The 1,978-nt window shown below is 67.3% G+C and carries 2 protein-coding genes and 1 riboswitch; both genes read right to left on the reverse strand.

Going from position 1 to position 1,978, the window contains the following annotated elements:
* Window positions 1-7: 7 nt before the first annotated feature.
* Window positions 8-742 (reverse strand): thiaminase II, encoded by a 735-nt coding sequence (gene tenA, locus AB1609_22530; GenBank protein MEW6049211.1) that lies wholly within the window; start codon window positions 740-742, stop codon window positions 8-10.
* A 98-nt stretch (window positions 743-840) separates the two neighbouring features.
* A complete protein-coding gene (gene thiW, locus AB1609_22535) occupies window positions 841-1,434 on the reverse strand; it encodes an energy coupling factor transporter S component ThiW (GenBank protein ID MEW6049212.1) in 594 nt (197 codons plus the stop codon).
* A 133-nt stretch (window positions 1,435-1,567) separates the two neighbouring features.
* A riboswitch (TPP riboswitch) is annotated at window positions 1,568-1,722 on the reverse strand.
* Window positions 1,723-1,978 lie beyond the last annotated feature (256 nt).

Below are 1,978 nucleotides of genomic sequence, written 5' to 3' on the forward strand. Positions count from 1 at the left end.
AACCGTGCTACACCGGCCATGGCTCTTGCCGCCAGCCCATGTCCCAGAACATCCACTCGTACCGGCTGGTTGTGACGAAGTGAGCCGCAGCGGCTGCCCGCTGCGCGGGCGTCAGGTCAGCGGCGACCTGCTCCGTGAGTTCCAGGACGGCTCGGACGATGGCGCCAAACTCCTCGCCGCCGTACGTGTCAACCCACCGCCGGTACAACGGGTCAGGCGAGCCCCGTCCCATCAGTTCCTTGCCGACCTCCCAGTAAATCCAGTAGCAGGGGAGAACCGCGCCCAGCACGTCGTGAAACGGCGCACTGTAGCCGACGCGCAGCAGGTAGCTCGTGTAAGCCAGGTTGGTCGGCGCCATTGGGGTGCGTTCGACCTCCTCCGCAGAAAGCCCGAAGTCGCGAAAAAACCCGGCGTGCAGCTGCCGCTCCACCTCGATGGCGCCGGCCGCGTGGTGGCAAAACATGGCGATGGCTTGGTCGTGCGGCGCCTTGGCCGCGGCCAGGCTCAGCACCCGGGCGAAGTCCCGTAAGTAGAGCGCGTCCTGCACGACGTAGAAGCGAAAGGCGTCCTTCGGCAGGGATCCGTCGGTCAGCCCGCGGATGAACGGATGCGCCAGGATGGCCTCGTAAACGGGTTCGATCCGCCGCCAAAGCTCCCGGGTAAACCCTCCCGCCGGAACCGATGAGAGCTGGTGCGGGTCGGCGCTGGCCGGGATTTCGAAAGAGGAGCCCTGCGCCGTCATTCCAAACCGCCCCTCTCCTTGGAGGTCTGGTCAATCGGCGTCGAGCCGCGGCAGCGGCTGCCCGCCGCGAGGCCGCCACGCCGGCGGCGAGATGACGGCTATCGGTCATGAGCGCGCCGGGACTGCAGGACGACCGCGCCCGTGCGTTGCAGCGCTGCGAGCAGGCCGTAGGCGATGGCGGCGCCGGCCCCGCTCGACAGCAGGAACGGCACCACGTAAAAGAATGGCGCGGCTGGGTGGCCCATCACCCATATCACGACCGGGTACGCCGCCAGCCCGCCGACGATGCCCGTGCCGAAGAGTTCACCTGCCACGGCCCACTCGACGCGGCCCGTCAACCGGTACATGCTCCCCGCCAGGAAGGCGCCGATCATCCCGCCCGGGAACGCAAGCAGTGTCCCGGTGCCCAGCAGATTGCGCAAGAGGCCCACCGCGAACGCAATCATGGCTGCAGGCACAGGGCCCAGCAGCACGCCCGCCAGCACGTTGATGGCATGCTGCACGGGAAAGGCCTTGGCAACCCCCGTCGGAATCCAGAACAGGTGGGCGGTCAGGGTTCCGATAGCCGCCAGCGTTCCGGCGGTGGCGAGCTCTCGTGTTCCGAGGCGGACGGGGTGCCAGCGTACGTGGACGAGCCACCCCGCCGCGGCCAGTAGCGCAAAGGAAAGCAGAACAAACCCCCAGGACGTCACGGCCACTCACTCCCGTCCGGTACCGGGCCAGGGGCCGAGAACCTGTTCTCCGGGGGTCGGGCCGAGTTGTGGTGCAAGTCCCCCTGAAAACGAGCGAGGCGCTGCCCGGAACAGGCAGCGCCTTTGCGCCTCGCTCAACTCCGGGCCACAGTCCCTTCGCTGGCATAACCCAGGGCAGGTTCTAAGGGTTGGAGCGGGAGCCCCTCTCAGCCCTCAGGCCCGGTCGCTACCTCGCTGACCAAACAGCGATGGCGTGCGCCGCACCGGAGGGCACCCCTTGTGGCCACCTGGCTCGTTTCTCGTTGTCTGCCGTTAACTTACCACAGTTGCCCCTGCCGGGGCAACCCGACCTGCAGGTGCCTCAGAGCGGCGCGGGGCGCTAGTCTGCAATGGTAACCTCGATGCCAAGCCTGCGAAGCCTTTCGACGTACGCGGGATCCGCACCCCGGTCGGTAATCACTGTCGTTACCGCCGTAATCGGCAGGATCGGGACGAATCCCGAGGCCCCCAACTTCGAACTGTCCGCGAGGATGATGACCTGGTC

This window comes from Bacillota bacterium, from assembly GCA_040754675.1.
Classification (GTDB): Bacteria; Bacillota; Limnochordia; order Limnochordales; family Geochordaceae; genus Geochorda.

Coding starts and splice junctions, on each gene's coding strand:
- tenA (MEW6049211.1), bottom strand. CDS start 742: ATGACGGCGCAGGGCTCCTCTTTCGAAATCCCGGCCAGCGCCGACCCG.